Below are 23,967 nucleotides of genomic sequence, written 5' to 3'. Positions count from 1 at the left end.
TCGCCCACCGTCGTCATCGCCGCGCATGCAGCTCTTCCTCTGCGAAAAACCCTCCCAGGCCCGCGACATCGCCAAGGTCCTCGGCGCCAACCGGCGCGGCGACGGCTGCCTGCAGGGTGCCGGGGTGACGGTGACCTGGTGCATCGGCCACTTGCTGGAGACCGCCCCGCCGGACGCCTACGACCCGCGCTACAAGCGCTGGGTGCTGGCCGACCTGCCGATCGTGCCGGAGCGCTGGAAGATGCTGGTCAAGCCGAAGACCGCCAGCCAGTTCAAGGCGGTCAAGCGTCTGCTCGGTGAATGCAGCGAGCTGGTGATCGCCACCGACGCCGACCGCGAAGGCGAGATGATCGCCCGCGAGCTGGTCGAGCACTGCCGCTACCGCGGGCCGATACGCCGGCTGTGGCTATCGGCGCTGGACGATGCCTCGATCCGCAAGGCGCTTGCCGCGCTCAAGCCCGGCGCCGAGACGTACAACCTCTACCATGCCGCCCTCGGCCGCTCGCGCGCCGACTGGCTGATCGGCATGAACATGAGCCGGCTGTTCACCCTGCTCGGCCGCCAGTCCGGCTATCAGGGCGTGCTGCCGGTGGGCCGCGTGCAGACGCCGACGCTGCGTCTGGTGGTGGACCGCGACCGCAGCATCGCCGACTTCATCCCGGTGCCGTTCTGGGCCATCGATGTGCAGCTGCTCGCCAATGGCGCCGCGTTCACCGCGCAGTGGCAGGGGCCGGACGAGCTTTGCGACGACCAGGGCCGCTGCCTCGATCAGGCTCGTGCGCAGCAGGCGGCGGATGCCATGCGCAACGCCGCCAGTGCTCGCCTGCTGAAGCTCAAGACCGAGCGGCAGCGCGAAGCGGCACCCTTGCCGTTCGATCTCGGCACGCTGCAGGAAGTCTGCTCGAAGAAGCTCGGCCTCGGCGCCCAGGAAACCCTCGACATCGCCCAGGCGCTGTACGAAACCCACAAGCTGATCACCTACCCGCGCAGCGACTGCGGCTACCTGCCGCTGAGCCAGCACGGCGAAGCGCGGGCCATCGTCGCGGCGCTGATGCAGGCCGACCCGGCGCTCGCGGCGCTGCAGCCGCATCTGGACCTGTCGCGTCGCTCGCGGGCCTGGAACGACGCCAAGGTCGGCGCCCACCACGGCATCATCCCAACCGCCGCCGCGCGTGGTCTGGAACGCCTGGCCGGGCGCCCGCGTGCGGTGTATGAGCTGATCCGTGCGCGCTACCTGGCGCAGTTCCTGCCCAACCACGAGTACGACCGCACCCAGGCCGACTTCGACTGCGCTGGCCAGGCGCTGCGCGCGGTGGGCAAGCGCGTCGTCGAACCGGGCTGGAAACGCGCCATGCCCGAAGCACTGGCGCCGGCACGGGGCAATCGTGAAGCAGCCGCGCCGCAGAGCCTGCCAGCACTGCAACAGGGCCAGGACTACGCGGTGGGCGAGATCACGCTCAAGGATCAGCAGACCCAGCCGCCGAAGCCCTTCACCGAAGGCGACCTGATCAAGGCAATGAAGAACGTCGCCAAGCTGGTGGACGATCCGCGGCTGAAGCAGAAACTCAAGGACACCACCGGCATTGGCACCGAGGCCACTCGCGCCGGGATCATCCAGGGCCTGCTCGACCGCGGCTATCTGGTTCGCCAGGGCAAGGCGCTGGCGGCGACGCCGGCGGCGTTCAGCCTGATCGACGCCGTGCCGCGGCCGATCGCCGACCCAGGCACCACGGCGATCTGGGAGCAGGCGCTGGACATGGTGCAGAGCGGCGAAATGCCGTTGGAGGAATTCGTCGCCAAACAGTCGGCGTGGATGAGCAAGCTGATGGAACGCTGCGCCGGGCTGCGCATGACCATCAGCGGCCCGCCGGTGGCCGCCGGCCGCAACGGCAAACCGTGGAAGAAGAAACGCAGCGCCTCGCCACGCAGAGGGAGCGGCGCTCGGACGAGAAAACCGCGCGCGGCCGATTGAGCGGGCCTTTGCACCGTGCCCCACAGACGCGTTGAAACCTACTCGCCCCCTGGGGTGGGCTTTAGCCCGCCGCCCGCCACACCAATGCTTTCGGTGGGCTGAAGCCCACCCTACATAGCCGCCCTATGCGATCCGCAACGTCCTAGCCGTCGCCCAACGGACCCGTAGGGTGGGCTTTAGCCCACCACCCGCCACACCAATGCCCTCGGCTGGCTGAAGCCCACGCCACATAACCGGCGCTAGGCGATCTGCAGCACCTCGTATCGCTGCACCTGCCCGTTCACCTTCAACTCCACCTCATCCCCCACCTCGCGGCCGAGCAGCCCCTGCCCCAATGGCGAACGCGCCGTGATGACCAGGATCTCCCGCCCGTCATGCTGCAGCTTCAACCCCGCCGCATCCGGACCGAGAAAGAACCAGCGCTCGGCGCCGTCGTGATCCAGACAGAGCAGCGCACCGACCCGCGCCCGGCCATCGACGCTCGAACCGGGCTGCAGGTTGCGATAGGCGGCCAGCGCCGTCTCGATCTCGTGCAGGCGGCGGCGCTGGCCGTCGGCAAGATAGGCCGCCTCCAGCCCGCGGGTGTCGTACTTGTTCTCGGCCTTGCTCTCGGCATGGGTGGCGGCCTCGTGGGTCGCGGCCAGCACGGCCTTGGCGACCTCGCGGTCGGCTTCGAGGATGGCGATGATCTGCTGCTGAAGGGCGCTCTTGTTCATGGGCCAGGCTTATAGCCCGACGGCGCGCCGAAGGGAATGGCGGCGTCAACCGCCGGTGCCGCGCCGGGTTCGATCACCTCGTCGGCCAGCCAGGGATTGCGGCCCTCGGCGATCCATTCCAGCGACTCGCGCCAGAAGCCGTTGCGGTGCCGGTCATGGAACAGGCCGAAATGGCCGATGTGCTCGAAGCCCATCGCGCGGGGATTGAGCTGCACCAGCTGGCGCGGGCTGTTGCGAAAGTAGCCTAGGCCCCGACGCATCGCAGCCGGCGTGGCGAACTCGTCGTCGCTGGTACTGACCGCGAGGATCGGCGCACGGACGGCGGCAAAGCGGCTGAACAGCAGTTCGTGCTCATCAGGCGGATAGCTGTCTTCCAGCCGTGCCCCGCGCCGGGACCACTCCAGCGCGACGCCCGCTGGCAGATCTTCCAGCCAGCCAAGGCGGCGCCCCGGAAAATAGCCAGCCAGGCGGGTCACCGCGGGCATGAACAGGTGCCACTTGGCGTACATGCGCAGGCGCTGCTCGGCGGCGTAGTCGCGCCAGTAGGCATACTGCCCGGCCACGTTGAGGTAGCGGTCCACCCCGCTGGCGGCCTCGGCAAAGCCCGGCATGAAGCCACCGGCGCTGTGCCCCACCGCCACCAGCAGCCCGTGCGGATCACGCTCACGCATATAGCGCACCGCGGCGTCGAAGTCGTACTCGCCCCAGTCGCGCCAGCGCATCCGCATGTCGCGCAGGCGCTGCGGTCGCGAGCCGCCGATGCCGCGAAAGTCGTAGGTCAGTGCAGTGAACCCGTGCTCGTTGAGAAATCTCGCATAGCGCGCGTAATAGCGCGACAGCACGCCGGTGGCGCAGCTGATGATCACCGCGCCGCGCGCCGGACCTTGCGGGTTCCACAGCTGCGCAGACAGCGCATAACCATCGCGGCAACACAGGGCAACGGACTCGGGCATGGCAAGGACCTTTCGAATTGTTGTGCCGCCACCTTGCCCCGCAGCGCACATTTTTGCCATAACCTGCTGGCACCTTTGCGCAGCAGCTGCAGTCTGTTTATGACAGCCGCATTACCCCTGCAGGCAGGTGGCCTGCAGCGCAACACCTCATCGTGGTTTCCACTGGCATTACCGCCCCGAACTACAGCGCCGACGCGCTGCGGGTTCCTGGCGGCTCGGAGAAAAGTACATGACCGGCGAACAGCTGATCGTCTTTGGCGTGCTGGCGGCAACGCTGGTGCTGTTCGTCTGGAATCGCTGGCGCTACGACCTGGTTGCCCTCGGCGCGCTGCTCGCCTGCGCCCTGACCGGCGTGGTGCCGGCGGACGAGGTGTTCGCCGGTATCGGCCATCCAGCGGTGATTTCGGTGGCCGCGGTATTGGTGCTCAGCCGCGGCCTGCTCAATGCCGGCGTGGTGGACAGCGTGGCGCGGCGGCTGATGCAGGTCGGCGATCGGCCATGGGCACAGGTCGCCGCGCTGACCGGGATCGTCGCGCTCAGCTCGGGCTTCATGAACAACGTCGGCGCGCTGGCGCTGTTCATGCCGGTGGCGATCTGGATGTCGCGCCAGAGCGGGCGTTCACCGTCCTACCTGCTAATGCCGCTGGCGTTCGGCTCGCTGCTCGGCGGCACCCTGACGCTGATCGGCACGCCGCCGAACCTGATCATCGCCGGCTATCGCGCCGAGGCTGGCGAGGCACCGTTCGGCATGTTCGCCTTTCTCCCGGTGGGCGCCGCGGTGACGGTCGCCGGCGTACTGTTCATCGCCCTGCTCGGCTGGCGGCTGGTGCCGCGGCGCCAGGAGCAGGAGGGCAATGGCGACCTCTTCGAGATCAGCGCCTACCTCACCGAAGTGCGGGTGCCGGAAGGCTGCAAGTACGCCGGGCGCACCCTACACGCGCTGATCAATGCGGTGAAGGACGAAGCCGATGTGCAGGTAATCGCCCTGGTGCGCGGCGACGAGCGCCAGCGCATGCCATCAACCTACGAGGTGCTGCGCGAGGGCGACATCCTGCTGGTGGAAGCGGATTCGGACAGCCTCAAGGCGCTGCTCGACGTAACCGGCGTCGAACTGGCGGCCAATGTCGACGAGCATGACGATGAGGCCCGCGAAGAGCGGGACGCCACCGAGCAAGTCGTCGAGCAAGAGAAAGCACGCAAGAGCCACAAGAGCCGGCACGGCGAGCTGACGCTGGCCGAAGCCATCATCTCCCCCGGCTCGATACTGGTGGGCACGACCGCCAGCGGCCTCGATCTGCGCGAGCGCCACGGCGTCAACGTGCTAGCCGTCGCTCGCCAAGGGCAGCGGCTGCGCCAGCGGCTCGGCAAGATCCGCTTCGCCACGGGCGACATTCTCCTGCTGCAGACCCGCGAGGATGCTCTGCAGTCGACTCTCAACAACCTGGGTTGCCTGCCACTGGCATCGCGCGGCCTGAGTATCACCACCCCGCGCAATGTACTGCTGGCCAGCGCGGTCTTCGCCATCACCCTCGCAACCATCGCCTTCGGCCTGCTGCCGGCTGCCACCGCGCTGGTCACCGGCGCGCTGGTGATGATCCTGGTCGGGTTGATTCCCGTCGGACGCATCTACGAGAGCATCGACATGCCGGTGATCGTGCTGGTGGCCGCGATGCTGCCGGTAGGCCAGGCGCTGGAGACCAGTGGCGGCTCGCAACTGATCGCCGACGCCCTGCTCTCGGTCGGCCAGTCACTGCCAGCAGCAGCGACGCTGGCGCTGCTGATGGTGGCGGTGATGCTGATCTCCAACGTGGTCAACAATGCCGCCGCCGCGGTGCTCGCCGCGCCAGTGGCGATCAGCCTGGCGCGCGGCATGGACGCCTCGGTCGACCCCTTCCTGATGGCGGTGGCGATCGGTGCCTCCTGCGCCTTCCTGACGCCCATCGGGCATCAGTCCAACACCCTGGTGATGGCCCCGGGCGGTTACCGCTTCGGTGATTACTGGCGGCTGGGGTTGCCGCTGTCGATCCTGGTGGTGCTCTGCGCGGTGCCGACGATCCTCTGGGTCTGGCCGCTCTGATGCACCACGACGGCCCCTTGCGGCGCCGTCGCGTGTCGCCGCTCAGCTCGCCTTGAAGCGGCTGACATTGTCCAGCAGGGTACCGGCCAGGTCACTCAGGCGGCTGGCGGTGTGGTGATTGCTGCCCACCGCTTCACCGTTTTCCTCGGCCATGCGGGCGATGGTGGTGACTTGCTGGGCGATCTCGGCCGATGCCGCGCTCTGCTCGCGCAACGCATTGGAAATCTCCGCGACGGTGGACAGCACCTGGTTGGCCGCTTCGCGAATGCCGCCCATGGCGTCGCCGGCGCGCTGGGCCCGGGCGACGCCCTCGTTGACCTTGGCCACACCCTGCTCCATGCCCTGCACCGCGCCCTCGGTGCCCTGCTGGATGGCCGCCACCATCTGCGCGATTTCCTTGGTGGAGTTGGCAGTGCGTTCGGCCAGCTTGCGCACCTCGTCGGCCACCACGGCGAAGCCGCGGCCCTGGTCGCCGGCACGGGCGGCTTCAATCGCCGCATTGAGCGCCAGCAGGTTGGTCTGCGCGGCGATGTCGCCGATCACCCCGACGATCGCGGATATCTGCCCGGAGCGCTCGCCCAGTTCGGCCACGGTGCGCGCCGAATCGCTCACCGAGACGGCGATCTGGCTGATCTCCTCGACCACCGCGGCCACGATCTCGCCACCCTGGCGCGACAGTTCGCCGGAGCGATGGGCCAGAGCATCGGCTTCACCGGCGTTGCGCGCGATGCTCTCGATGCCCACGGTCATCTGCTCTACTGCTGCCGCCATGCTCGAGGCCGCATCGCTCTGGCACTGCGAGGCCACATGAATCTGCCCCGAGGCAGTGACCAGGCTGCGCGCCGAGTCGGCGACGTGATCGGAGTTGTCCTTGATGCTGCCGATCAGCCGGCGCATGGCCTCGGCCATGTCGTTGAAGCTGCCGGCCACGTAGCGCAATTCATCGCGTGCAGCCAGGTCGATGTGTGCCGTGAGATCCCCTGCGGCGAGTCGTTCACTGCCTTCGCGCAAACTGCGGATGCTGGTCATCACCGACAGGTAGGCACCGATCGAGAGATAGCCGATCACCGCCAGTACCACCAGCAGGACGGCCAGATTGCCATGAAGCATCAGCCGGGCATCGTCGATACGCTGCTGCAGCAGGCTGTCCAGGCTGGGCAGCAGGACGTCGCGCATCTGTGCGTAGCCGATGTTGATCGCGTCGGTCGCCATGTCGAAGAACTGCGCCGATGAGGTGCTGGTGAAATCTCCACGCATGACCATGGCCTGCACCACCGCATCGATCGCTTCACCGCGCTCGTGCATGGTGGCGACTGCACGGCTCAGTTGCCCCTGGAGTTCAGGCCGCTGGGCGATGACCTTGGCGATGCTGCGTTCCATGTCCGCAGTCGCCGACCTGATCTCCTCGGTCAGGACGATCAATGCGGTACGTTGCTGATCGCTCATCTCACCCTTGGCCAGCACCGCCGAGGCACTGCCGCGCAAACGGCCCAGATACTCGACCAGAAACGGCATGCGGTTCACTGACGTGGTCATCAGGTAGTAGGTCTGCGGCTCCGGATCGAAGGTCAGGCCGTAGGCATCCGAAAGTAGCGTCTGGAATGTCAGCAGCTCGCCGATCAGCGCGGTATGCGCCTGAAAATTCTCGACCTGGGTCCAGTTCAGGCCGGCGCGCTTGATCTCATCCCAGCGGCGGCCGATGTCTTGCCACTCGCGCAGCGTGCGCTTGTCTTCGGCGAGCGCCCGCTCCATTTCCGCCAAGGCAGTCGCGACGCTGGTCTGCAGCGCATCGCGACGCCCAGCCACGGTGGCGTTGCCGCCCAGCAGCATCGACGAGACGCCGCGGTGCTGCTGGGTCAGCTCGATCAGGCGGGACAATGGTCGTGCCAGCGAGGACGCCACCAGCTCGCTTTCCGCACGCTCGATGGTGCGATTCAGCTGACCGGCAATGGTCAGCATCAGACTGGCGAAGGCAAGAAACACAAGCAGGCCGATCACACCGAACTTGACTGGATAACTGAGCCGATTCATCAGCAGCTCGGCAGGCGAGAAGAGGAGTTTCATGGGGAGGTTCCTGGGCGGTACGAGGCACTGCACGAAGCCGTTCGACGTCGTGTCGCTCCAGGTGCTGGAGCCTCTGCCGGCCACATGATTTTCTGGAGCTGGTTCGCAAAATACTGAGCCGACCTGGCGGTCACCCTGACCAGAATCAAGATCATCGTCAGATTCAAGGCGCCAGCAGAACGTCCGGAGTTACGCGTCGATTCTCCGACTGGCGCACCGTGCCCTTGGCGAACTCCGGCGCGCGGATGCAATCCCACCACCCTGGGCATCTCCTTCTTCGGCGGTAGAGCTTTACCTGCGCCCGCAGGCGTGAATAATGCCGCCCCTTTTCGACGCAACGAGGTAACCATGACGGCGCCAGCCACCGCAGCGACTCCGCCCCTGTCCGCCCGTGCCGTACTGCTGATCGAACTGGCGCTGGCCATGGGCGGCTTCGCCATCGGCACCGGCGAGTTCGCCATCATGGGCCTGATGCCCAACGTCGCAGCGGGGCTGGGCATCAGCGAACCCCAGGTGGGTAACGTGATCAGCACTTATGCGCTGGGCGTGGTGGTGGGTGCGCCGCTGCTGGCGATCCTCGGCTCGCGGCTGTACCGCCTACACCTGCTGCTGTTGCTGATGGGCTTCTTCGCCCTGGGCAACTTCGCCAGCGCCCTGGCACCGGACTACGCGACGCTGATGATCGCCCGCTTCGTCACCGGCCTGCCTCACGGGGCCTATTTCGGCGTGGCAATGCTGGTGGCAGCCTCCATGGTGCCGCCGGACAAGCGCGCCCAGGCCGTGGCGCGGGTGCTGATGGGCCTGACCGTGGCGATCCTGATCGGCAACCCACTGGCCACCTGGCTCGGCCAATGGCTGAGCTGGCGCTACGCCTTCGCCCTGGTCGGCGCCATCGCCCTGCTGACGGTACTTCTGGTGGCGCTGTTCCTGCCGCTCAACCGCGACGAGCCGCGAAACAGCCCGCTGCATGAGATCCGTGCGTTCAACCGGCCGCAGGTCTGGCTGGCCCTGGCGATCAGCTCGATCGGCTTCGCCGGCATGTTCTGCGTCTTCAGCTACATGGCGCCAACGCTGCTCGAAGTCACTGGTGTCAGCGCCGGCTGGATTCCCTTCGCCCTCGCCGCCTTCGGTCTGGGCGGCATCGTCGGCAATCTGGTCGGCGGCTGGCTGTTCGACAAGCTGCGTTTCAAGGCCGTCGCCTGGCTGCTGCTGTGGAGCGCACTGGTGCTGCTGATGTTCCCGCTGGCCGCGCACTCGGTGTGGACGATCTTTCCGGCGGTATTCGCGGTAGGCACCATGGTCTCGCTGTCGCCGGCGCTGCAGACACATCTGATGGACGTCGCAGCGGATGCCCAGACCCTTGCAGCCGCCTCCAACCACGCCGCCTTCAACATCGCCAACGCCCTTGGCCCGTGGTTGGGCGGACTGGCGATCACCGCCGGTTTCGGCTGGACCTCCACCGGCTATATCGGCGCCGCCACCGCCGTTGGCGGCCTGCTGGTGTTCGCCTGGGCCTGGAAGATCGAGCGCGCGGTACAGGACGCCGGACGCCAGGCCGGCGACCTGCTGCTCCTGAGGCCGTAGCCGGCCGTCCGCCGGTGGCGACAATAGCGCGCAACATGCAGTAATCAGTGAAGCGATGGCCCGCCTTGCAGATCATTCGGCAAGCGGGTCCTATCTACGATTCCTGATTTCGAGACCCTGACCTTGCAGCATTTCTTCCTGTTCCGCAGCAGAGCCCGGCGCTTCGGCCTGCTGCTGATTACCCTGTTCGCCGTTGGCCTGCCGGTCGGCTGCTCGGTGCTCGAACAGAAAGAGCGTGAGCTGGTGTTCCGTATCGAACCAGGCACCGCGTCCTGGTTCAGCGGCCTGCCGCCTGGCGTCGAGGAGCTGCAGCTGACCGATTCCGCGTTCGGTGACGAGCAGAACATTCATGCCTGGTGGTGGCCGGCCGCCAACGCCGATGCACCCGCCCTGCTCTACCTGCACGGCGTGCGCTGGAACCTCACCGGCCACCTTTTTCGTCTGGAACAGCTGCGCGCGCTGGGCTTCTCGGTGCTGGCCATCGACTACCGCGGCTTCGGCCAGAGCCTTGGCGATCTGCCGTCGGAACGCAGCGTCTATGCCGACGCGCGCATCGGCTGGGAGCGCCTGAAGACGCTGCAGCCGGACGCCGGCAAGCGCTTCATCTACGGACATTCCCTCGGCGGCGCGGTGGCTGTCGACCTGGCCGCCGAACTCGGGCAGCAGGCCGAGCGCGACAGCGTACCGGCCGAGGCGCGCGCGCTGATCATCGAGTCGACCTTCACCTCGCTGGCCGACGTGGCGACAGCCGTGTCCGACACCACGCTGCCGGTGCGCTGGCTGCTGTCGCAGAAATTCGATTCGCTGGAGAAGATCGACCAGATCGGCATGCCGCTGCTGGTGGTGCACGGCAGCGATGACCGCTATGTACCGCCGCGCTTCAGCGAGCAGCTGTATGAGGCCGCGCGCCAGCCCAAGCAGTTGCTGCTGGTCGAGGGCGCGACCCACAACAACAGCCTGCGCGTAGCGCTCGGCGCCTATGGCCGTGCCTTGCAGGCGCTGCTGGAGTCCGGCGAGCAGCGCCTGGGGGCCGCGCAGCCGCAGGCAAAAGCTGCGGAGCGCGGCTGACCGGTCTTAGCGCTTGGCCTCCAGCCCTTCGAGCAAGGCACGGTGAAACGCTTCCGGCGCCTCGACCTGGGGTGAGTGCCCCAGATCGGGGAAGGCCACCAGCTTGGCATCTGGAATCATCGCGGCCGCCTGCCGGCCCAGCTCGGGGTAGTTGCCCAGGCGCTTGGCGACATCCGCCGGTGCACGGTTGGCGCCAGGCGCGGTGCGGTCCAGCCCGCCGATCAGCAGCAGGGTCGGCATCTCGAGCCGCGAGAACTCATGGATCACCGGCTGGGTGAAGACCATCTCCGAGGTCTGGGCCTGGTTCCAGGCGACCTGCTCCTTGCCTTCGCCGGCGTACATCCCGGCAAGCATTTTCACCCAGCGGTCGTACTCCGGCTTCCAGTCGCCGTTGTAGTAGAACTTCTGCTGGTAGGCCTTGATGCTGTCGAAATCGGTCTTGAGCTCCGACTGGTAGAGCTGATCGATGGAGGCGTAGGGCACGCCCTCGGCCTGCCAGTCTTCCAGGCCGATTGGGTTGACCAACACCAGCCGCTCGACTCGCTGCGGGTAGTTCAGCGCCAGTCGCGCCGCCAGCATGCCGCCCATGGAATGGCCGATCACGGTGACCTGTTCGATATTCTCCTGCTCCAGCAGCGCCTGGGTGTTGTGCGCCAGCTGGGCGAAGCTGAACTGGTAACCCTCGGGCTTGCTCGAGCTGCAGAAACCGACCTGATCGGGTGCGATGACCCGGTAACCGGCCTTGCTGAGCACCTCGATGGTGCGTTCCCAGGTCGCCCCACAGAAGTTCTTGCCATGCAGCAGCAGCGCCGTGCGGCCATTGGCCCGGCCGGTCGGCGCGACGTCCATGTAGGCCATCTCCAGCGGCTTGCCCTGGGACTCGAAGCGGTAGTGCTCAAGCGGGTGCGGATAGCTGAAGCCTTCCAGCTGCGGGCCATAGACCGGCCGGTCTTCAGCCAGCAGCGGCAAGCTCAGGGTAAGACCGGCGGCAAGCGCCAGGGCGGACACGGCAGTTCTCACGTGCGACTCCTCGTTTGGTACGGATCGGGACAAAGCTCCGTACATAGGAATGCATTCGTGCTGCCGGGTTCGCGGCCGGAGTGCGACAACACATGTCCCGACCGCGTCCGACGAGCCGCTTCAGAGACGGAAGCGCCCGACCAGCTGGTTGAGCTGGGTGGCCAGGCGCGCCAGCTCGTCGCTGGCCACCGAGGTCTGCTGCGCGCCGGTGGCGCTCTGTTCAGAGATGTCACGGATGGCCACCAGGTTGCGGTCCACCTCGCGCGCGACCTGCGCCTGTTCCTCGGCGGCACTGGCGATCACCAGGTTCATCTCGTTGATCTGCCCGACCCGCTCGGCGATCAGCCCCAGCGCGTGGTCGGCCTCACCCGCCATACGCTGGCTGCGCGCGGCAAACTCGCTGCTCTGCTGCATGTCGCGCACCGACTCCTCAGTGGCACCCTGAATGGCGCCGATCATGCGTTCGATCTCCTGGGTCGAGCTCTGCGTGCGCTGCGCCAGATTTCGAACCTCGTCGGCGACCACCGCGAAACCACGCCCGGCCTCGCCGGCCCGCGCCGCTTCGATGGCAGCGTTGAGCGCGAGCAGGTTGGTCTGGTCGGCGATCGCACGAATCACATCCACCACCTGCCCGATGCTCGCCGCCTCTTCGGCCAGATGGGTCACGGTCGCTGCGGTCTGCTGCAGCTTGTCGCTCAACTGGTCGATGGTCTGGCGCGTGGCGGTGACCTGCCGGCGTCCGTCGTCGGCGACTGACTCGGCATCGCGCGAGGCATCGGAGGTGCGGTTGGCGTTGCCGGCCACTTCGTCGACCGCCGCGGACATCTCGGTGACCGCGGTGGCAGCCATCTGCACTTCCTCGTTCTGCTGATGGATGCCCTGAGCGGTGTGCTGGGTGACCGCGTGCAGCTCCTCGGCGGCTGATGCCAGTTGGGTCGCCGAGCCCTGGATGTCCTGCAGCGTATCGCGCAGGGTCTGCTGCATCTGGCGGATCGACCGCTGCACCTCGGTGATTTCGTCACGCCCGCGGCACTCGATGGCGCGGCTCAGATCGCCCGCGGCCACCGAGGCCGCCGCCTGCTTCAGCTCATCCAGCGGCCGGCTGATGCTGCGCAGCATGACGGTGGCGAACAGGCCGCCGCCCACCAGCAGCGCCAGCAATAGGCCAATGTTCAACAGGCGGTTGCGCTGATAGAGCGCCTGCGCCTGTTCGTACTCGACCTTGGCCTCGCCCAGCTGCAGCTCGATCAGCTGGGTGAAGCCTTCGGATATGGGATCGACCAGCGGATACAGATCGTTGATGACGAACGCCGCCAGACGCTTCTCGCTGTGCCGATCCAGCGTGCGCTCGAGGGCGTCGAACGGTTCGTCGGCGGCTTTCATCAGGGTCTCGATACGCGATGCCAGCTGGCGCTCGGCATCGATCAAACGCGTGTTCAGGTACGCGCTCCAGAGACGGTTGATCTCGGCGCGGGCGTTGCGCACCTCGTCGCGCGCCTGGCCATAGCTGAGCATGCCGCTGCGAGTCTTGTGCGTGGTATCGACGATCTTCACCGCGTACAGGTCGGCGATCAGCTTGAGGTCACGCAGCGGCACGACGCGGTCCAGGTACACGGTGTTGAGGCCGGCGACGCTGCGCTGCTGGGCATTGAGGCCGGTCAGGCCGATCACCAGGCAGGCCGCAAGCATGGCCCCGACCAGAATCAGCAGGCGGGCTCGGATTGTCAGTTGCTGCATCATTCGTTCTTTTCCATATGGCGTGCCGTCCGATGGATCGGCAATTGGCAAAGGCATGAGGTTCGAATCGGCAGGCCAGACGACAGGCCGTGCCGCATGGTCCTGTTGCAGGACGCGTATCCAAGAGACGGAGCAGATGCGTGGCGAATTGTTGTTGAGCCCCCGCAGGTGCCGGCGGCCATCAAGGCCATATGCCAGCAAGCGAACTGCTATCGGCCGAGGACTTCCCGGCTTTAGCGAAAAGATCGTCGCAATAGGCATGCCAGAGCGGCCGGCGTGTCACGACAAGCGGAACTTTCGCGCCCGTGGTCGGCCGCCTCAGTCTTTTCCCAAATCGCCGTGGCATCAGCAGGACAGAAGTCCGCGCGACCGCACCGCCAGCCAATCAGCAGGCGCATGCGACTAATGGCGCAGCGCAGACTGTGCGCTGCCACACATCGTCCGGATGAGCAGGTGATACCTTCGCGCCCGACATTTTTCCAGCAAGGGATCTTTCGTGAAAACGCTCATCCGGACCGCCGCCCTGGCGCTGACCACTCTCGCCACCGGCCATGTGCTGGCCGACGCACAGCCGTCGCGCAACCTGGCCGAAGCGGTGAAGAATTTCTCCGACTACAACTCGCGCCTCGAACAGGCTCTGGCGCAGGGCCAGACGCCGGAAAACATGGCGCACATCCACGAGCTGACCTACACGTTGAAAGCGGCCCTGGAAAAGATCGTCGAGGAAATGGATGGCCTGAACGACACGCTGGAAGAGATCCACATCGCCTCGGAAGCCGAGAATGCCGACGACCTGAAGAGCTACGGCGCCGACTACCTGAAGACCGCGCGGACGGTGATCAAGTAACCGAGCTCGTCCCGCCGCCCGATCAGCGCTCGACCGGCACGATATCGAAGCCGATGCGGTTGTCGCTGATGACGCGGTACTCCAGCACCTGCCCCGCCTGCACCTGCGCCAGCTTCTCGCGGCGCAGGCTGAGCTTGCCGCACAGGGTGTCATCCAGCGGATCGGTGCCGATGCTGACGATCCGCGCACCGGCCGGCACCTGGAAGCGCACCACCTCACCGACATGAATGCGCGCCGCCAGCTGGCGATCGATCAGCACGGCGATGTAGCAACCGCCACCACGCAGGCCGAAGTCCCGCGTCACCACCACCTCGCCGGCGTTGTCCAGCGGCTGCTGGTAGGCCAGCACCCGCTCGGCCGGCACCGGCTCGATATCCTCGGCGTCGGGCTGCCAGGACGAGCAGCCGGCCAGCGAAAGCAGTGCGATGAAGACAAGCAACGGGCGCATGTGAACTCCTTGTTCGGAAGACGAAGCGGCGAGCCGGACGATCGAGCATGCCAGAGCGGCGGATGATTGCTAGAGTCAGACCCCAGTTTCGTATCGATGACGGCAGGCGCAACGTGAATAACCCGGACGACGACCAACCCCGCTTCTGGCGCGACCCGGCCCTGCCGTTCCTCGAAGCGCGTGCCGTCGCCGACGGGCGCAAGGTCTGCTATGCGCCGCACTGTCACGAGACGTTCTCCATCGGCGCGATCACCGCCGGTGCCAGCACCTACTTCAACGGCGACGCCCGTGAACGGGTCGCCCACGGCACCCTTGTCTTGATCAACCCGCAGACCGTACATGCCTGCAACCCCATCGACGGCCAGCCCTGGTCGTACCTGATGTTCTACGTCGACAGCCGCTGGCTGGGCGCGCTGCAACAGGAGCTGGGGGCGAGCCCCGACGGGACGTTCGTGCCGTACGGCCCCATCCAGAGCACCGACCCACTGCTTTTCAGCGCGCTGAGGCAACTTCACGCCACCTTGCTCGATCCGCGCGCCGACACATTGCACAAGCAAAGTGCAGCGGTCGAATACTTCACCCTGCTGCAGCAGACCCTGGCTCCGTCTGTCGCCGGGCGCGGCATAGAGCCGATCGAGCAGCTGCAACGGGCGGCCGACTACATCGCCGAGCACTGCACCCGCGCGTTGCGGCTGGAAGACATCTGCCAGGCCGCCGGGCTGTCGCCTTCCTACCTGATTCGTACCTTCCGCCAGCACTACGGCATGACACCGCATGCCTACCTGCTCAACCGTCGAATCCAGCGCAGCCAGCACTGGCTACGCCAGGGCCGTGACCTGGCCGAAGTGGCGCTGGCCGCCGGTTTCGCCGATCAGGCGCATTTCCAGCGCACCTTCAAGCGCCAGCTCGCGGCAACCCCCGGCCAATACCGCGACCGCCCGGCGTCATCGGCGCGCCGCTAGCCGACCATGAGATACAGCGCGCTGCCGACCAGCAGCACGGCCATTGACCGGTTCAGCCAGCGCACTCGCTGCGGCTTCTGCAGGTAGCGCGCGAGAAAGGCACCGGCGCCGGCCCAGCAGGCGATCGAGGCGTAACAGATCACGAAGTACAGCCCGGCGAACAGCCAGACCCGCAGTACGTCACCGCTCGCGGCGAACAGCCCCATGCCGGCAACCGACGCCAGCCAGGCCTTGGGGTTGAGCCACTGCATCAGCGCGCCGGCTAACAGCGAAGGCCCGCTCGTGGCGCCTTCAGGCTGCAGCCGCCCGTCATCGGCCGCCAGGCGCCATGCCATGTAGAACAGAAACGCCACCCCGCCCCACTGGATCCCGCGCAGCAGTATCGGGGCGCGTTCCAGCAGCTCGTACAGACCGAGGCCGATCAACAGCAACAGCAGTGTGAAGCCGATGGTGGCACCGGCGACGTGACGCGCGCTGGCGCGAAAACCGAAACGCGCGCCGCAGCTCAGCGCCACCAGATTGACCGGCCCCGGCGTGATCGAAGAGGCCAGGGCAAACGCGGCCATTGAAAGATAAGGGTCCATTAGTACTCTGCTCGCCAGTCCGAAGATGGCTGCAGGCTACCGGCGTCGGCAACTCGTCTTATTGAAGGAAATTGCCCTACCGCCTCAGAGGTGGTGACTACCCGGATAGGGCCGCTCTTCCTCCAGCTCTCCGTCACGCCCGATGACTTCCACCGAAGCCGTGCGCCCCTCCATGAACGCATCCAGCGCGCTGTACATCTCGTCCTTCGTGAGGGTGCGCAATACCGTCTTCTGCGTCTGCTGGTCTTCAAGCTCCCAGCCGATCGCGGTAGGCCTGACCTGATAGATATCCATGATGACGCCTCCTGGCGCGAACTAGCCGCCGGCCGGCGGGCACAAAATGACCATTAGCTCGGCTCGTCGGAACCGTCCTGGCCGAGGATATCCGGATCGTCCGGAAGCACTTCAGGCTCGTCCGGATTGTCCAGGCGCGACGGTTGTTCGTCGTAATCAGGATCTTCGCCGGCGTTCTTCTCGCCGCCGTCGGTCATGGTGACGTCAGGCTCATCGCCGGTCTGCGGGTCGTTAGCGTTCATGATCGCCTCGGCTTGCGGTGGTGGCTGTCATTCGATTGGAGGCGGCAAACATCACCGCGTTCGGCACGACAGGCACCGGCCGTCCGAACGGTGGACAGCATCGCCACGCCCGACTCCCTCGGCAGGCGCGACCATGCAACCGATTGCGCTGCCTGTGCGGCTACACCACACTGGCCACTCACACCCAACCGCAGTCGGAGATTCCATGCAGACACTCACCCCACAATCCCGCGCGGCCATTCTCGAAAACCCGGACGCTCTGGAATGCACCCTCTACCGCCCCGACGAATATGACGAGGAAGCGGAAGAACAGGATCTCGGAGACGCACGCATCGTCATCAACGGCCCCTTCCAGGCGCCGGCCGAATGGGATGCCAAGGACCGGGACGACTACTTCGACGGCACCGCGCCGGAAGCCTTCGTCGTCGCCCGCATCGCCTGCCAGGCGGCACCCGATTCCGGGGTCTATTTCACCGCCGTGCCCGGCGACTATGCCGCGGTCACCGAACGCCCGGGCAAGATCTCGATGTTCTATGTCTGGGACTGCCTGAACGACGCCGAAGGCCAGTACGTGCTGATCCGCGAGGAAGAAGACGAGGTCTGATTCACAAGGCAACGCCCACCTCACGGCTTCATGAGACCCGTAGGGTGGGCTTCAGCCCACCAGAATTACCGCAGATTCAGCGGTGGGCTGAAGCCCCACCCTACAGCTGGCCCGCGAAAAGGAGCGGTCCGCCCTGCGTCGACCGACCTCGCACCCCTGCTTCGCTGTCTACTGCACACTAGCCCACCATCGACACGAGGAACCGCATGCGTTCGCTGATCAGCGCCTGGCAGTCACCGGTTTCGCGAATGAAGCTGGTCGCCGGCCTTCTGTTGCTGTTGGCCGCCCTGCTGTACATCGTCGCGACCCGTTTCGAGACCGTTCACCCGGCCTGGGGCTATGTCGCCTCCTTCGCCGAGGCTGCCATGGTCGGCGCGATCGCCGACTGGTTCGCCGTCACCGCCCTGTTCCGCCACCCGCTCGGCCTGCCGATTCCCCATACGGCGATCATCCCGCGCAGCAAGGCGCGCATCGGCCGCAACCTGTCGAGCTTCATCACCACCCACTTCCTCGCCACGCCGCTGGTACTGGCCAAGCTGCAGGAGCTGGACCTCGCCTCGCGCCTGGCCGGCTGGCTGCGCCATCCGCGCAATGCCGAAGCGGTCGGCCGCCGGCTCACCGGGGTCGCGCATTTCGGCATCGCCGCGCTGCATGACGAACGCGTGCGCGCCTTTGTCGAAGCCAAGGTGATCGGCCGCCTGCGCAAGTTCGACCTCGCACCGCCGCTGGCCCAGGCACTGCGCGTGCTGACCAGCCAGGGCCGGCATCAGGCGATGCTCGATGAACTGCTGATCCGCCTCGACTCGATCATGCAGGATGAGGAAACCCGCGCGCTGGTCGCCGACGCCATCAGCCGGGAAATCCGTACCCTGCGCTATCTCGGCCTGAGCCGGCCGGTGAGCGGCTGGTCGGCGAACAAGTTCGTCGACGGCCTGTCCGCGCTGATCGCCGAGATCGCCGCCGACCCCGAGCACCTGATCCGCCAGCGTTTCGACGAGCATGTCGGCGAATACATCGAGCGCCTGGAACAGGACCCGCACTACGCCCTGGAGGTCGAGCGCATCCTCGCGCAGCTCTTGGAGCATCCAGCCACCAGCGCCTATTTCGGCAATCTCTGGCAGGAACTGACGGCCTGGCTGGAAAGCGACCTGGCCAGCGACGATTCGCGCATCGGCCGACGCATCGTCTCGCTCTGCCGCGGCCTCGGCGACGGCCTGGCCGCGGACGAGTCCATGCGCAACTGGATCAACGAACAACTGCTGGCGGCCACCCCCGGCCTGCTGGAACGCTACCGCGGGCAGATCGGCGCCTATATCGCTCAGCGCGTGGAGAACTGGGAGAGCCGCGAGCTGGTCGAGCAGCTGGAACAGAGCGTTGGCAAGGACCTGCAGTACATCCGCATCAACGGCACGTTGGTCGGTGGCCTGGTCGGGCTGCTACTGCATGCGCTGACGCAGCTGGTGGCCGGCTGAAGGGCTCAGGCGCTACGCAGCGGCGCGCCGATCCGGCTGCCAACCGCCAGCGGCTCATCGCAGCGCAGCGTCGCCGGGCGGCCGGAGAGCCACCACCGGCGGTTGGCCAGTTCCTCAGCATCGCGCGGGTCATGGGTCACGCAGATCATGGCCATCCCGGGGTGCCGATCGAGCAGCTGCGCGATCAGGACGCGCAGCTCGGCGGCGCGTTCGGCATCCAGCGAAGCGAAGGGTTCATCGAGCAGCAACAGCTCCGGCTCGATCGCCAGGCAGCGGGCCAACGCCGCGCGACGGGCCATGCCCAGCGACAGCTGGTCCGGCAGGCAGTCGCCGGCGCCGGCCAGCCCCACCTCGGCCAGTAGCCGCTCGATGTCGGCCGGGCTGGCGCCGACCAGCGCCAGGTTCTGCCGCACCGTACGCCAGGGCAGCAGGCGGTGTTCCTGGAACAGATAGCCGACGCGCAAGCCGGCGCGCTGCTCGATCATCGGCCGCAGCTGCGGATCGAGCCCGGCGATGCCGTTGAGCAGCGTCGTCTTGCCGACACCGGACGGCCCGAGCAAACAGATACGATCGCCTTCGCGCACCTGCGCATCGATCACGCCCAGCACGGGGTGATGGCCATCCAGGCGCAGCTCAAGCATGGCGCACACCCGCTTCGCGCCAGGACGATGCGCGACGCTCCAACGGCTGCAACAGCGCCAGTTCGATCAGCTGCACCACGGCGATGAACGCCAGGCTGTAGGCGAGGATGCTGGCCACGTCGAATATCTGGAAGGCCATGTGCAGCTGGAAGCCGATGCCATCCGAACGCCCGAGCAGCTCGACCACCAGCACGATCTTCCAGATCAGCGCCAACCCGCCGCGGGTCGCCGCCATCAGGTAGGGAAACAGCTGCGGCAGCCAGACATGCCTGATCCGCTGCCAGCGCGTGAAACGGTAGACCATAGCCATCTGTTCCAGCTTGGGATCGATACTGCGTGCGCCTTCGCGCACCGTCACCGCCACGTTGGGCACCTTGTTGACCACCACCGCGAGCACCGCCGCCGCTTCCACCAGGCCGAACCAGACGTAGAGCAGGATGATGGTGACCAGCGCAGGCAGGTTGAGGAACAGCACCAGCAGCGGATCGAGCAGCGCGTTGGCCAGCCGCGAACGGCCCATCCACACACCGAGCAGCGTGCCCAGCGCCATGGCCAGGGCGAAAGCGATCAGCACCCGGCGCAGGGTCACCAACAGATGCTCGGGCAACTCGCCGCTCTGCAGCGCTTGCCAGAAGGTCTCGAGCACGGCGGCGGGCGTGGGCAGCAAGGGCGTCTGCACCACCAGTGCGATGCCGGCCCAGAGCAGCAGCGCCAACGGCAACGCGACCCAGCAGGCCCAGCGCGAGCCGTTCATGGTGCGCTCTGGAACAGCGCGGCCGGCATCAACTTGACCGAATCGCTGCCGGTCAGCACCAGTAGCCGCTGCAGGTCGGCGATACGTGCCGCGTCCAGCGGCTGCGGAATGCCCGCGACGAAGCTGTCGCGCAGCGCGGCGAACACTGCCTCATCGTCGGCGCGCATGAGCGGACGGATTGCTTGCCAGTACGCCGGCTCGGTGGCGAGCTCGTGCTTGCTCTGGCGCAGCGCGCTGGCGAAGCGCTGCAGCAGCACCTCGTTGGCCTGCGCCCAGGGTTCGGGAAACAGATAGCCGAGTACCGGCAACTGCGCATCGAGTTGCAGATCGCCCAGCAGGTCGTCCAGGCCGAAGGCAGTCTGCACCCCGCCCTCGCCGCGCATGCGCGCGGAGAAGTGCCAGAAGGTCAGCAGCGCATCCAGCTGGCCGCGGCGCAGCGCCTGACCCAGCAGCGGCGGCGCGGCGTATTGCACGCGGGCTTCCCTGGCGAGATCGATGCCCTGCTCCGCCGCGGCACGTTGCAGCAGCCGCCAGCCGAGGCCGTCCGGCCCGCCGGCGACGCCGATACGCTTGCCGCGCAGATCGGCCAGGGTGCGGACTCCGCTGCCGGCTGGCACCAGAACTTCACCGAGCTGCGAGGAAAACGGCAGGTAGCGATAGCTGCTGCCCGCCTCATGCCGCGCCTGTGCCCAGGGCAGGTCGCTTACCGCGCCATCGACACTGCCGCTGGACAATGCCAGGCGCGACGCCGGCACGTCGGCCGCCAGGCGCACCTTCAGTTCAAAACCGTTGGCGCGGTCCAGCTGGCGTCGCTTGAGGTGCTCCAGCTCCCAGTGCGGCGTGCCGAACTGCAGCACGCTCAGGGTGAGCACCGGCAGCGCCTCGGCGCGGGTGCACCAGGGCAGCACGGCGAGGATCAGCAGCACGCCGAACCGCAGCCACACGGCGCAGGCGCTGAAGGCATGCTGAAAACGGCGAATAAGGACAAGCGTAAAAGGCATCATGCCCGCAGGGTACGAAGCCCCCCGGCGGGCACGAATTGTACTTTGGTGCCTGTTTGCTGCTGCGATGGTCGCGAAACGCGCCGGCCGCCGACATGGCCGGCGCCGCGATCAGGCCTGGGTGGCGATGCGTTGCAGCAGGCGCGCCTGCAGCTTCTCCAGCTCCGCCGGATCGGCCTTGCCCGCCGCGTGGATGCCCAGCCCTTCACCGGCGTAACGCGGCACGATGTGCATGTGGATATGGAACACCGTCTGCCCGGCCGGCGCGCCATTGAACTGGGCGACCTGCACGCCGTCGGGCTCGAGCTCGGCGACGATGGCCCGGGTCAGCTTCTGCACCACCTTGATCACCTTGGCCAGCGCCTCGCTGTCCACGTCGAGGATGTTGCAGGCCGCCGAGCGCTTGGGGATGACCAGCGTGTGGCCGAAGGACTGCGGGAACAGATCGAGGAAGGCGAGCACGTCGTCGTCCTCGTAGAGCTTGTAGCAGGGAGCATCGCCGCGAATGATCTGGGCGAAGATGTTCTGCGGATCGTAGGTCGTGGTCAGGGACACCTGGTGTTCTCCGGCGAATGGAAAAGGCTGACCTTAGCATTCTCCAGGCGCCGGCGAAGCGAGCAAGGGCCTGCCGTCACGCAGCAGCGCGCGACGGTGCAGCCCGAACGGCATCGGCGAGTTGTGCGTGGCCAGCAGCACCGCGGCGCTGAACACGAGCCAGACGGCCACGCGCTGCGGCACAATCGGCGCTTCGCCAGCCGCCATCTGCAAGGAGCCCCGCATGCAACTGGCCAGGATCGAACAGCTGCTCGTCGGCACAGCCGTGCCCTTCACCCGCCCCGGCAGCCACAGCGCCATCGCCAAGCAGCCCACTGCCGGGCCGGTGGCGGTCGGCAGCGAAGGGCTCGCCGGCGACGAACAGGGCGATCGCCGTGTGCATGGCGGCGTCTACAAGGCGCTGCATCACTACCCGTTCGAGCACTATCACCACTGGCGTGCTCAGCTCGGCCATTCACCGCTGCTCGAGCGGCCCGGAGCCTTCGGCGAGAACATCAGCACCACCGGCCTCGGCGAGGCCGACCTCTGCCTGGGCGACGTGCTGCGCTGTGGCGACGTGCTGCTGCAGGTGGCGCAGACCCGCCAGCCCTGCTGGAAGCTCAACGACCGCTTCGGCGTGAAGGACATGTCGCTGCGCGTCCAGCGAAGCGGCCTGTGCGGTTGGTATTACCAGGTGCTCGAGCCCGGCGAGCTGCAGGTCGGCCAGGCACTGCTGCTGGAGCAGCGCGCGTACCCGCGCTGGCCTCTGACGCGGGTGATGGACGTGCTCTACCGCCGACCGCTGGAGCGCGCCGACCTGCTCGAACTGGCCGAACTGCCGCTGGTGCCGAACTGGCGCACGCTCGTCGAACGCAGGCTGCAGAACAACGCGGTGGAAGACTGGAGCAAGCGCCTCGACGGCCTGGCGAACGTCGAGCAGCCGGCCGGCTGAGCAACGTGCAAAGGCAGTAGGCGAAAGCCGGCGCGGCAGGTATCTTCGCCACCTCTCACAACAGGACCGCCTGCTCGATGCTCCGCCTCGCCACCCTCTGCGCCCTGGCGCTGTTCGCCTGCACCGCCCACGCCAAGGTCGAGGTACTGCCGCTGGAGCACGAGGACCAGGGGCTGGTACTGGTGGCTCGGGTTACCGAGCAGATCGCGCCGGGAGACTACGAGGCATTGCTCAAGGGCATCATGGCCCATCCCGGCAAATATGCGCGCAAGCTGCTGATCCTCGACAACATAGGCGGCAGCGCCGCGGAGGCCATGCGCATGGGCTACCTGCTGCGCGAAACCGGCTTCGATGCGTTGGTGCCGGCAAGTGCGGTCTGCCAGGGCAGCTGCATCTACCTGCTGGCGGCCGGCCGACAACGCACGATACGTGGCTATGTCGGCCTGCATCGGCCCTATCTCGCCAACGGCGAGTCGGCGCTGTCCATCGGCCGGCGGCCGCGACGCACGCCGCAGGCCTACCTGCGCGACATGGGCGTGAACCCGCGACTGGCCGATGACATGCAGCAGATCGATCCCTGGCGCATGCGCCTGCTGACGCCCCGTGAACTGGCGCGCTACCGGCTGCAGTGACGTGCGCGCCGCGCTGCCCTTGGGCCTCCCTCTCGCCACACTGCTGAGCGGCCTGGCACTCGGCCTGATCGAGCCGATCGGGGCGCTGCTCGTGCTGGCGTTCGCCGGCTGGCTACTGGCCGAGCCGTACCTGCCACGGCTACCGTGGCTGGCAGCCACCTTGATCGGCGCCATTGTGCTGGCCGCGCATCTGCTGCCCGGCTTCAACCCCTTGCCGCTGGGGCCGCCGCAGGACCTGGGCGGTGCGGCGCCCTGGCAACTGCGGCTCAGCCCGGACAAGGCCATGGTCGCCGCGCTGCTGCTCGCCTGGTGGCTGGGCCAGCCGCGCGCAGCCTGGCGCTCGAAGCGATGCACATGGCTGGTCTCGGGCGCGTGCCTGGCATCCGTGCCGCTGCTGGCGGTGGCCGGCGGCGTCCTCGCCTGGCAGCCGAAGTGGCCGGCGCAGTTCCTCGCCTGGCTGGCCGTCAATCTGGCCGTCACCTGTCTCGCCGAGGAGCTGATCTTTCGCGCTCTGCTGCAGCGTGAACTGGTCCGTCGCTTCGGCGCGGCCAGTGGCATCGGCCTCGCAGCGATCCTGTTCGGCGCGGCTCATCTGCCCTTCGGGACCGGCTTCGCCCTGCTCGCCGGCCTGGCCGGTTTGGGCTACGGCCTGGCGTTCCACTGTGCCGGCGACCGGCTATGGGTGGCGGTGTCACTGCATGGCCTCCTCAACTGCCTGCATCTGCTCCTGCTGAGCTATCCGCTGCGCTGATTCGGAAAGTTTCCACCGCCCTGTCGATTTGTCCCGCGCCCGTTCGACCAATGATCGG

General features: G+C 67.1%; 25 protein-coding genes. 11 read left to right on the top strand and 14 right to left on the bottom strand.

Annotation, left to right across the window (positions count from 1 at the left end; all coding sequences use genetic code 11):
• The first annotated feature begins 25 nt into the window (after positions 1-25).
• A complete protein-coding gene (locus ACX1DW_RS01000; RefSeq protein ID WP_458992542.1) occupies positions 26-1,972 on the top strand; it encodes a DNA topoisomerase III in 1,947 nt (648 codons plus the stop codon).
• Positions 1,973-2,211: 239 nt separating this feature from the next.
• On the opposite strand, the gene ACX1DW_RS00995 is transcribed toward ACX1DW_RS01000, so the two are convergent.
• Both ACX1DW_RS00995 and ACX1DW_RS00990 read right to left on the bottom strand, forming a co-directional pair.
• Positions 2,212-2,688, bottom strand: a complete 477-nt coding sequence (locus tag ACX1DW_RS00995) for a GreA/GreB family elongation factor (RefSeq protein ID WP_394374783.1) — start codon at positions 2,686-2,688, stop codon at positions 2,212-2,214.
• Positions 2,685-3,641 (bottom strand): alpha/beta hydrolase family protein, encoded by a 957-nt coding sequence (locus tag ACX1DW_RS00990; protein ID WP_458992541.1) that lies wholly within the window; start codon positions 3,639-3,641, stop codon positions 2,685-2,687. The genes ACX1DW_RS00995 and ACX1DW_RS00990 overlap by 4 nt, the downstream gene beginning before the upstream one ends.
• Positions 3,642-3,870: 229 nt before the next feature.
• Between ACX1DW_RS00990 and ACX1DW_RS00985 the strand changes: the two genes are divergently transcribed.
• Positions 3,871-5,718, top strand: coding sequence for an SLC13 family permease (locus ACX1DW_RS00985; RefSeq protein ID WP_458992540.1), 1,848 nt, complete (start codon positions 3,871-3,873; stop codon positions 5,716-5,718).
• 42 nt (positions 5,719-5,760) lie between these two features.
• Here the strand turns inward: ACX1DW_RS00985 and ACX1DW_RS00980 are convergent, their stop codons facing one another.
• A complete protein-coding gene (locus ACX1DW_RS00980) occupies positions 5,761-7,782 on the bottom strand; it encodes a methyl-accepting chemotaxis protein (protein WP_458992539.1) in 2,022 nt (673 codons plus the stop codon).
• A 348-nt stretch (positions 7,783-8,130) separates the two neighbouring features.
• Here ACX1DW_RS00980 and ACX1DW_RS00975 point away from each other — a divergent pair, with 348 nt between their 5' ends.
• Both ACX1DW_RS00975 and ACX1DW_RS00970 read left to right on the top strand, forming a co-directional pair.
• A complete protein-coding gene (locus tag ACX1DW_RS00975) occupies positions 8,131-9,366 on the top strand; it encodes an MFS transporter (protein ID WP_458992538.1) in 1,236 nt (411 codons plus the stop codon).
• A gap of 123 nt (positions 9,367-9,489) precedes the next feature.
• Complete coding sequence (locus ACX1DW_RS00970; protein WP_458992537.1) at positions 9,490-10,434, top strand: alpha/beta hydrolase; 945 nt, start codon at positions 9,490-9,492, stop codon at positions 10,432-10,434.
• A 6-nt stretch (positions 10,435-10,440) separates the two neighbouring features.
• Here ACX1DW_RS00970 and ACX1DW_RS00965 read toward each other — a convergent pair whose 3' ends face one another.
• Positions 10,441-11,454 carry an alpha/beta fold hydrolase gene (locus tag ACX1DW_RS00965; RefSeq protein WP_458992536.1) on the bottom strand — a complete coding sequence of 338 codons (1,014 nt, stop codon included), beginning with the start codon at positions 11,452-11,454 and terminating at the stop codon, positions 10,441-10,443.
• 120 nt (positions 11,455-11,574) lie between these two features.
• Positions 11,575-13,194, bottom strand: coding sequence for a methyl-accepting chemotaxis protein (locus ACX1DW_RS00960; RefSeq protein WP_458992535.1), 1,620 nt, complete (start codon positions 13,192-13,194; stop codon positions 11,575-11,577).
• 493 nt (positions 13,195-13,687) lie between these two features.
• Here ACX1DW_RS00960 and ACX1DW_RS00955 point away from each other — a divergent pair, with 493 nt between their 5' ends.
• Positions 13,688-14,038 carry a DUF6746 family protein gene (locus ACX1DW_RS00955; RefSeq protein ID WP_102839943.1) on the top strand — a complete coding sequence of 117 codons (351 nt, stop codon included), beginning with the start codon at positions 13,688-13,690 and terminating at the stop codon, positions 14,036-14,038.
• A 22-nt stretch (positions 14,039-14,060) separates the two neighbouring features.
• Here ACX1DW_RS00955 and ACX1DW_RS00950 read toward each other — a convergent pair whose 3' ends face one another.
• Positions 14,061-14,486: a 3-isopropylmalate dehydratase gene (locus ACX1DW_RS00950; RefSeq protein ID WP_161612248.1), complete on the bottom strand. Its 426-nt coding sequence runs from the start codon at positions 14,484-14,486 to the stop codon at positions 14,061-14,063.
• Between the two features lie 113 nt (positions 14,487-14,599).
• Here ACX1DW_RS00950 and ACX1DW_RS00945 point away from each other — a divergent pair, with 113 nt between their 5' ends.
• Positions 14,600-15,448 (top strand): AraC family transcriptional regulator, encoded by an 849-nt coding sequence (locus ACX1DW_RS00945; RefSeq protein ID WP_458992534.1) that lies wholly within the window; start codon positions 14,600-14,602, stop codon positions 15,446-15,448.
• On the opposite strand, the gene ACX1DW_RS00940 is transcribed toward ACX1DW_RS00945, so the two are convergent.
• From ACX1DW_RS00940 to ACX1DW_RS00930, 3 genes are all read right to left on the bottom strand, one after another.
• Positions 15,445-16,032, bottom strand: a complete 588-nt coding sequence (locus ACX1DW_RS00940) for a LysE family translocator (RefSeq protein WP_458992533.1) — start codon at positions 16,030-16,032, stop codon at positions 15,445-15,447. The genes ACX1DW_RS00945 and ACX1DW_RS00940 overlap by 4 nt on opposite strands.
• An 84-nt stretch (positions 16,033-16,116) precedes the next feature.
• Positions 16,117-16,326, bottom strand: a complete 210-nt coding sequence (locus tag ACX1DW_RS00935; RefSeq protein WP_063542643.1) for a hypothetical protein — start codon at positions 16,324-16,326, stop codon at positions 16,117-16,119.
• 53 nt (positions 16,327-16,379) lie between these two features.
• A complete protein-coding gene (locus tag ACX1DW_RS00930) occupies positions 16,380-16,568 on the bottom strand; it encodes a hypothetical protein (protein WP_102839940.1) in 189 nt (62 codons plus the stop codon).
• A gap of 205 nt (positions 16,569-16,773) precedes the next feature.
• Here ACX1DW_RS00930 and ACX1DW_RS00925 point away from each other — a divergent pair, with 205 nt between their 5' ends.
• Positions 16,774-17,172: a hypothetical protein gene (locus tag ACX1DW_RS00925; RefSeq protein ID WP_458992532.1), complete on the top strand. Its 399-nt coding sequence runs from the start codon at positions 16,774-16,776 to the stop codon at positions 17,170-17,172.
• Between the two features lie 206 nt (positions 17,173-17,378).
• Positions 17,379-18,644, top strand: coding sequence for a DUF445 domain-containing protein (locus ACX1DW_RS00920; RefSeq protein WP_458992531.1), 1,266 nt, complete (start codon positions 17,379-17,381; stop codon positions 18,642-18,644).
• A gap of 5 nt (positions 18,645-18,649) precedes the next feature.
• On the opposite strand, the gene ACX1DW_RS00915 is transcribed toward ACX1DW_RS00920, so the two are convergent.
• The 5 genes from ACX1DW_RS00915 to ACX1DW_RS00895 all read right to left on the bottom strand — a co-directional run bounded on the left by ACX1DW_RS00915 (position 18,650) and on the right by ACX1DW_RS00895 (position 21,820).
• Positions 18,650-19,285 (bottom strand): ABC transporter ATP-binding protein, encoded by a 636-nt coding sequence (locus tag ACX1DW_RS00915; RefSeq protein ID WP_458992530.1) that lies wholly within the window; start codon positions 19,283-19,285, stop codon positions 18,650-18,652.
• A complete protein-coding gene (locus tag ACX1DW_RS00910) occupies positions 19,278-20,039 on the bottom strand; it encodes an ABC transporter permease (protein WP_110776271.1) in 762 nt (253 codons plus the stop codon). The genes ACX1DW_RS00915 and ACX1DW_RS00910 overlap by 8 nt, the downstream gene beginning before the upstream one ends.
• On the bottom strand, positions 20,036-21,043 hold the full coding sequence (locus ACX1DW_RS00905) for an ABC transporter substrate-binding protein (protein ID WP_458992529.1): 1,008 nt from the start codon (positions 21,041-21,043) through the stop codon (positions 20,036-20,038). The genes ACX1DW_RS00910 and ACX1DW_RS00905 overlap by 4 nt, the downstream gene beginning before the upstream one ends.
• Before the next feature lie 108 nt (positions 21,044-21,151).
• Positions 21,152-21,595 carry an HIT family protein gene (locus ACX1DW_RS00900; RefSeq protein ID WP_013983560.1) on the bottom strand — a complete coding sequence of 148 codons (444 nt, stop codon included), beginning with the start codon at positions 21,593-21,595 and terminating at the stop codon, positions 21,152-21,154.
• A 33-nt stretch (positions 21,596-21,628) separates the two neighbouring features.
• On the bottom strand, positions 21,629-21,820 hold the full coding sequence (locus tag ACX1DW_RS00895) for a hypothetical protein (protein WP_458992528.1): 192 nt from the start codon (positions 21,818-21,820) through the stop codon (positions 21,629-21,631).
• Here ACX1DW_RS00895 and ACX1DW_RS00890 point away from each other — a divergent pair.
• From ACX1DW_RS00890 to ACX1DW_RS00880, 3 genes are all read left to right on the top strand, one after another.
• Positions 21,819-22,526, top strand: coding sequence for an MOSC domain-containing protein (locus ACX1DW_RS00890; RefSeq protein WP_125850199.1), 708 nt, complete (start codon positions 21,819-21,821; stop codon positions 22,524-22,526). The two genes, ACX1DW_RS00895 and ACX1DW_RS00890, sit on opposite strands and share 2 nt — an antisense overlap.
• A gap of 77 nt (positions 22,527-22,603) precedes the next feature.
• Entirely contained in the window at positions 22,604-23,158 is a 555-nt protein-coding gene (locus ACX1DW_RS00885) for a COG3904 family protein (protein WP_458992527.1), read from the top strand.
• Complete coding sequence (locus ACX1DW_RS00880) at positions 23,130-23,909, top strand: CPBP family intramembrane glutamic endopeptidase (RefSeq protein ID WP_458992526.1); 780 nt, start codon at positions 23,130-23,132, stop codon at positions 23,907-23,909. The genes ACX1DW_RS00885 and ACX1DW_RS00880 overlap by 29 nt, the downstream gene beginning before the upstream one ends.
• Positions 23,910-23,967 lie beyond the last annotated feature (58 nt).

This window comes from Stutzerimonas sp. KH-1 (assembly GCF_054483855.1).
The sequence above is the reverse complement of the archived record's forward strand: the minus strand, read 5'-3'. Positions and strand labels throughout refer to the sequence as shown.